This window comes from Empedobacter sp. UBA5987, assembly GCF_002429865.1.
Lineage (GTDB): Bacteria > Bacteroidota > Bacteroidia > Flavobacteriales > Weeksellaceae > Empedobacter > Empedobacter falsenii_B.
Genome location: NZ_DJBB01000021.1, coordinates 1 through 5,284, shown reverse-complemented (window position 1 = coordinate 5,284; position 5,284 = coordinate 1). Strand labels below are relative to the sequence as shown.

Here is a 5,284-nt window from a genome sequence, read left to right as displayed (position 1 = left end):
TCTAAAGGAACTCGTTTCAGAATCCCATCCTTAGTCTCAACCTCAAATACATAATACAATGTACTTTTTACATCGTACAACTCTAAAATCTAAATACTAACATCTCAATACTAATAATAAGGTAGGCCCCAATAAATTTGGAAAATGTCAATAAAGGCTTTACTTTTAATGTGCGAAAAAAAGAGTATAACCTGGCTGTCAAAGTCTCCTTACCGAGGCTCTGATAGAGAGCGTGTAAAGAAAGGAGCCCCTTTGCTTTACAATCTGTGTTTTAAAAATGTTATAAAAACGGAGGTTTGTCCTTTAAAAAGAAGTAATAAGCCGACCGACTTTGTCCGGTGGCTTTTTACGGATGAATGGAAATTGTTTCGTTCTCATTTTGTGTTGGGTTTTATGGAACGATGTCTCTCCTATATGAAGAAATACTTGCAAAAAAAGCAAGGAGCAGTCTCACACTTTAGACCATGGGCGACCAAACCCTTCTTTATAATCTAACGATAATAAAGCTACTACCTAAAGTTAACGTGAGAACCACTCTCATGCCATATACGAAAGTACAAAACTTTTAAGACATGGAGCGATTCCACGATACTCTCGATAGTAAAATTGGTCGTTTTAGGTCGAGATTACATCGTTTTAATTTGTCTTTATAGACTAATTATCAATTCGCTACAACAAATATAATATTTATTTCTTTAAATGCAAATTTATTTTACAAATAAAACTATAAAACATTAATCAGTAACTTATGGAAGTTAATAAGACGTCTCTTTACAGAATTAATCTTGGAAATAAATTAAGAAGTTTGAGAATAGAAAAACTATATACAATAGATGATATAGTTTATATGACTGAAATATCACGTAGTACTATAATAAAAATAGAAAAAGGTGAAGCAAAAATTATTGATTATTACGTAGAATATGCAAAAGTCGTTCAGTACCCATTGGAAACATTATTAGACTTTAAAATACCTCTTAAACCTCTAAATGAATTACCTAAATATAGATTGGAATCTTTAAAATTAACATCAAAAATTAGGGAGCATATAGTAAATACAAATTTTCTGAATGAAGGTAAAATAGTTGCTGAAATAAAAAAGGAGCTGGTCCGATTAAAATTAGTACCAAAAGATATTACCTCTGTTGCTATCGCTGGTGTTATGAGAAATTTAAAAAATGATGAGTTGGTAAGTTCAGAAGAAACAACTGGTAGAAAGGCTATTTATATAAAGCCTAAGAAATAATTTTAATATCATAATGAGTTTGAAGCTAGTATATTCAATTTTGTTATTAGTATGTTAGCTTTATTTTTAGGTTTGTCTAACTCCAGAGTTTTTTATTTAAAAAAAATCATTTTTAGAATTTGGTTCAGAATGATTGATTCTTTTCGTAATATAGATTTCTCTTTTGAACCAAAATGATGTATCACTATCTTGTGTTAGTTTAACTTCTGTAAATAGTGCGTTTTGACTAAACAAACTTATAGATCTTGTTAAAATGATTTATAATAAATATTCCATAAAGAGGTATATATAAAAATACAAAAAAAACCTCTCAAAGGATCTTTTGAGAGGTTTGATATATTGTAAATAAGTTAAATCTTAACCTACTAATTCTTCTACTTTATCAGCAGCGTCTTTTAATGTGATAGCAGAGTGAACAGCGAAACCTGATTCATCAATCATTTTCTTAGCGATTTCTGCATTTGTTCCTTGTAAACGAACAATAATCGGCACATTAATTTCGTCACCCATATTGTTGTAAGCATCTAAGATACCTTGAGCAACACGGTCACAACGTACAATACCACCAAAAATGTTGATTAAGATAGCTTTTACGTTTTTGTCTTTTAAGATAATACGGAAACCTTTTTCTACACGCTCAGCATCAGCAGTACCACCAACGTCTAAGAAGTTTGCAGGGTTACCACCAGATAATTTGATGATATCCATAGTTGCCATTGCTAAACCAGCTCCGTTAACCATACATCCTACATTACCGTCTAATTTTACGAAGTTTAATCCAGCTTCACCAGCTTCAACTTCTGTTGGATCTTCTTCTCTTGTATCACGTAAAGCAGCAATATCTGCATGACGGAATAATGAGTTATCATCGATAGATACTTTAGCATCTACAGCGATAATTTGATCGTCAGATGTTTTAAGAACTGGGTTAATTTCGAACATAGAAGCGTCAATCGCTACATATGCATTATATAAAGCAGTGATAAATTTAACACCATCTTTGAAAGCATTTCCTGATAATCCTAAGTTAAAAGCAACTTTACGTGCTTGAAAACCTTGGATTCCTACAGCTGGATCAATTTCTTCTGTAAAGATTTTGTCTGGCGTGTGCTCAGCAACTTCTTCGATATCCATTCCACCTTCAGTAGAATACATAATCATATTTTTACCAGTAGCACGATCTAACAATACAGAAACATAGTACTCTTCAGTTTCAGATTCACCTGGATAATAAACATCCTCAGCGATTAAAACTTGATGAACTTTTTTCCCTTCAGCCGAAGTCTGAGGGGTTACTAATTGCATTCCGATGATTTCGTCTGCTTTCTCTTTAACTTCATCTAAGTTTTTAGCAAGCTTTACTCCACCACCTTTTCCACGACCCCCTGCGTGTACTTGTGCTTTTACAACATGCCAACCTGTACCAGTTTGTTCAGTTAACTTTTTAGCAGCTTCTACAGCTTCTTCTGGTGTAGTAGCAACGATACCACGTTGTACTTTCACACCATATTTACTAAGAATTTCTTTTCCTTGATATTCGTGAAGATTCATTTTTTTTGATTTTTCAATTACAAAAATAAAAATATTGTTGATGTATTCTAAATTTTGCCATATTAATTTTATCAGCTTATGCTAAAAAAGTGGTTAATATTGTTTATTTAGAGGTTACAAGATACGAATATTAATGATTTAAAAAGTCAAAACAATTGTTATATAATTTTTAAATCGTAACAAGTACACTAAAAACTAGTTTAATTTAGATGTCTTTATTTTGAATTCAAAAAAACTTATCACTTATAATTTAAGACTTAGTACTTAATTTATATCTTTACCTCATGATAAAAGCAGAAAATATTGTTAAGAAATTTGGTGAATTAGAAGTGCTAAAAAATGTTTCTTTATCGATTGCAGAAAAAGAAATCGTTTCTATTGTTGGTGCTTCTGGAGCAGGAAAAACAACTTTGCTTCAAATTTTAGGAACATTAGAAAAAAGTTCTGAGCCAAAGAAATATAATACTTCTATTCAGATTGCGGGACAAGATATCACGAAATTAAACGATCGCGATTTATCTAAATTTCGTAACGAAAACATTGGATTTATTTTTCAGTTTCATCAATTGTTGCCAGAATTTAATGCAATAGAGAATATTTGTATTCCAGCTTTTATCAAGAAAACAAAAAAAGCAGAAGCCGAAAAGCGTGCAAAAGAGTTAATGTCTTATTTGGGACTTTCGCAACGTTTGACACATAAACCTAATCAACTTTCTGGAGGAGAACAACAACGTGTAGCAGTAGCTCGTGCGTTGATTAATCAGCCTAAAGTAGTTTTTGCTGATGAACCTTCTGGTAATTTAGATTCTAAAAATGCTGAAGAATTACATGAATTATTTTTCAATCTTCGAAACGAATTTGGACAAACTTTTGTCATTGTGACACATAACGAAGAATTAGCAAATATGACTGATCGAAAATTGGTGATGGCTGATGGAATTTTTCAAATAGAAATGTAAATGATTCAAGAAGAATTAAAGGATTTTTTAGACGAAAAAGTTCTTCAATATAATACATTAGACTTTATCGATTCTGATCCAGTACAGATTCCGCATAGATTTTCTGCGAAAGAAGATATCGAAATTGCTGGGTTTTTAGCGGCAACAATTGCATGGGGAAATCGTAAAATGATTATCATTAATGCGAATAAAATGATGCAGTTGATGGGAAATTCGCCTTACGATTTTGTGATGAATTTCTCTGAGAATCATTTAAAGAATTTGGGTGGTTTTGTTCACAGAACATTCAATAGTGAAGATTTGAAATTTTTCATGCAATCGCTTCGTAACATTTATCAAAATCATGGCGGATTGGAACAAGTTTTTGCAAAACATCAAACTTCAGATTCGATGCAAGCATCAATCTCGAATTTCAAACAAACTTTTTTTGAAATAGAACATCCAACTCGAACAACTAAACATATTTCAGATCCATTGAATAATTCGGCTGCAAAGCGTATCAATATGTACTTGCGTTGGATGATTCGTGATGACAAACAAGGCGTAGATTTAGGAATTTGGAAATCCATTCCAACTTCTATTCTTTCCTGTCCTTTGGATGTACATTCGGGAAATGTTGCACGAAAATTAAATATTCTGACTCGAAAACAAAATGATGCAAAAGCATTGAAAGAACTTGATACAAAATTGCGAGAAATGGATGCAAATGATCCTGTGAAATATGATTTCGCTTTATTTGGTTTGGGTGTTTTCGAAGGGTTTTAACTGAACTGAAAATAATTTTATTTAGAAAAATTAGAATTAAATTCGCTAAAAATAAGTTTGTATGAAAGAATTGAATGGAATAAAATATATCGAACGTTTACCTGTTGTTTCGACTGAAAAAACGCCTCTTTTTGTGCTGATACATGGTTATGGAAGCAACGAAGAAGATTTGTTTTCATTTGCACAAGATTTACCGCAGAATGCGCATATTATAAGTGTACGAGCGTTGCATGATATTGTGTATGGCGGATATGCGTGGTATGATATTAATTTTGTGAACAATGAAAAATGGATGGATGAAACGCAAGCAATAGAATCGCGTAATAAATTGGTCGAATTTATTGATGCAATTGTTCAACAAGAGAATTTAGATGACGCAAATGTAACATTGATGGGCTTTAGCCAAGGTGCAATTTTGAGTTATGCGATTTCGCTAAATAATCCAGAAAAGATTAAAAACGTGGCTATTTTAAGTGGTTATCCAGAAGCTAAAATTATTGGAGATTTTGATCAATCGAAAGATTTTTCGAACTTAAATTTCTTTGTTTCGCACGGAACAGAAGATGTTGTATTGCCAATTGAATTAGGACGAATGGGTGACGAGTTTTTAAAATCGATGAATATTAATTTTGAATACCACGAATATAGAAGTGGACACGGAATTGTTCCTCAAAATTATTATGATTTGATGGATTGGATCAAAAGATTTTAATCCTAAAAATAATGAAATTCTGAAACAAATTCCTTTAGATTTGAAAATCTT

General features: G+C 31.8%; 5 protein-coding genes. 4 read left to right on the top strand and 1 reads right to left on the bottom strand.

Going from position 1 to position 5,284, the window contains the following annotated elements; all coding sequences use genetic code 11:
* Positions 1-748 precede the first annotated feature (748 nt).
* Complete coding sequence (locus B3J26_RS03870) at positions 749-1,246, top strand: helix-turn-helix transcriptional regulator (RefSeq protein WP_114998937.1); 498 nt, start codon at positions 749-751, stop codon at positions 1,244-1,246.
* A 357-nt stretch (positions 1,247-1,603) separates the two neighbouring features.
* Here the strand turns inward: B3J26_RS03870 and sucC are convergent, their stop codons facing one another.
* Entirely contained in the window at positions 1,604-2,797 is a 1,194-nt protein-coding gene (sucC, locus tag B3J26_RS03865) for an ADP-forming succinate--CoA ligase subunit beta (RefSeq protein WP_291073352.1), read from the bottom strand.
* Positions 2,798-3,081: 284 nt separating this feature from the next.
* Here sucC and B3J26_RS03860 point away from each other — a divergent pair, with 284 nt between their 5' ends.
* The 3 genes from B3J26_RS03860 (at position 3,082) to B3J26_RS03850 (ending at position 5,233) form a co-directional block, all read left to right on the top strand.
* Positions 3,082-3,756: an ABC transporter ATP-binding protein gene (locus B3J26_RS03860; RefSeq protein WP_291073351.1), complete on the top strand. Its 675-nt coding sequence runs from the start codon at positions 3,082-3,084 to the stop codon at positions 3,754-3,756.
* On the top strand, positions 3,757-4,521 hold the full coding sequence (locus tag B3J26_RS03855; protein ID WP_291073349.1) for a TIGR02757 family protein: 765 nt from the start codon (positions 3,757-3,759) through the stop codon (positions 4,519-4,521).
* Positions 4,522-4,582: 61 nt separating this feature from the next.
* Positions 4,583-5,233, top strand: coding sequence for an alpha/beta hydrolase (locus B3J26_RS03850; RefSeq protein WP_221853948.1), 651 nt, complete (start codon positions 4,583-4,585; stop codon positions 5,231-5,233).
* Positions 5,234-5,284: the final 51 nt, after the last annotated feature.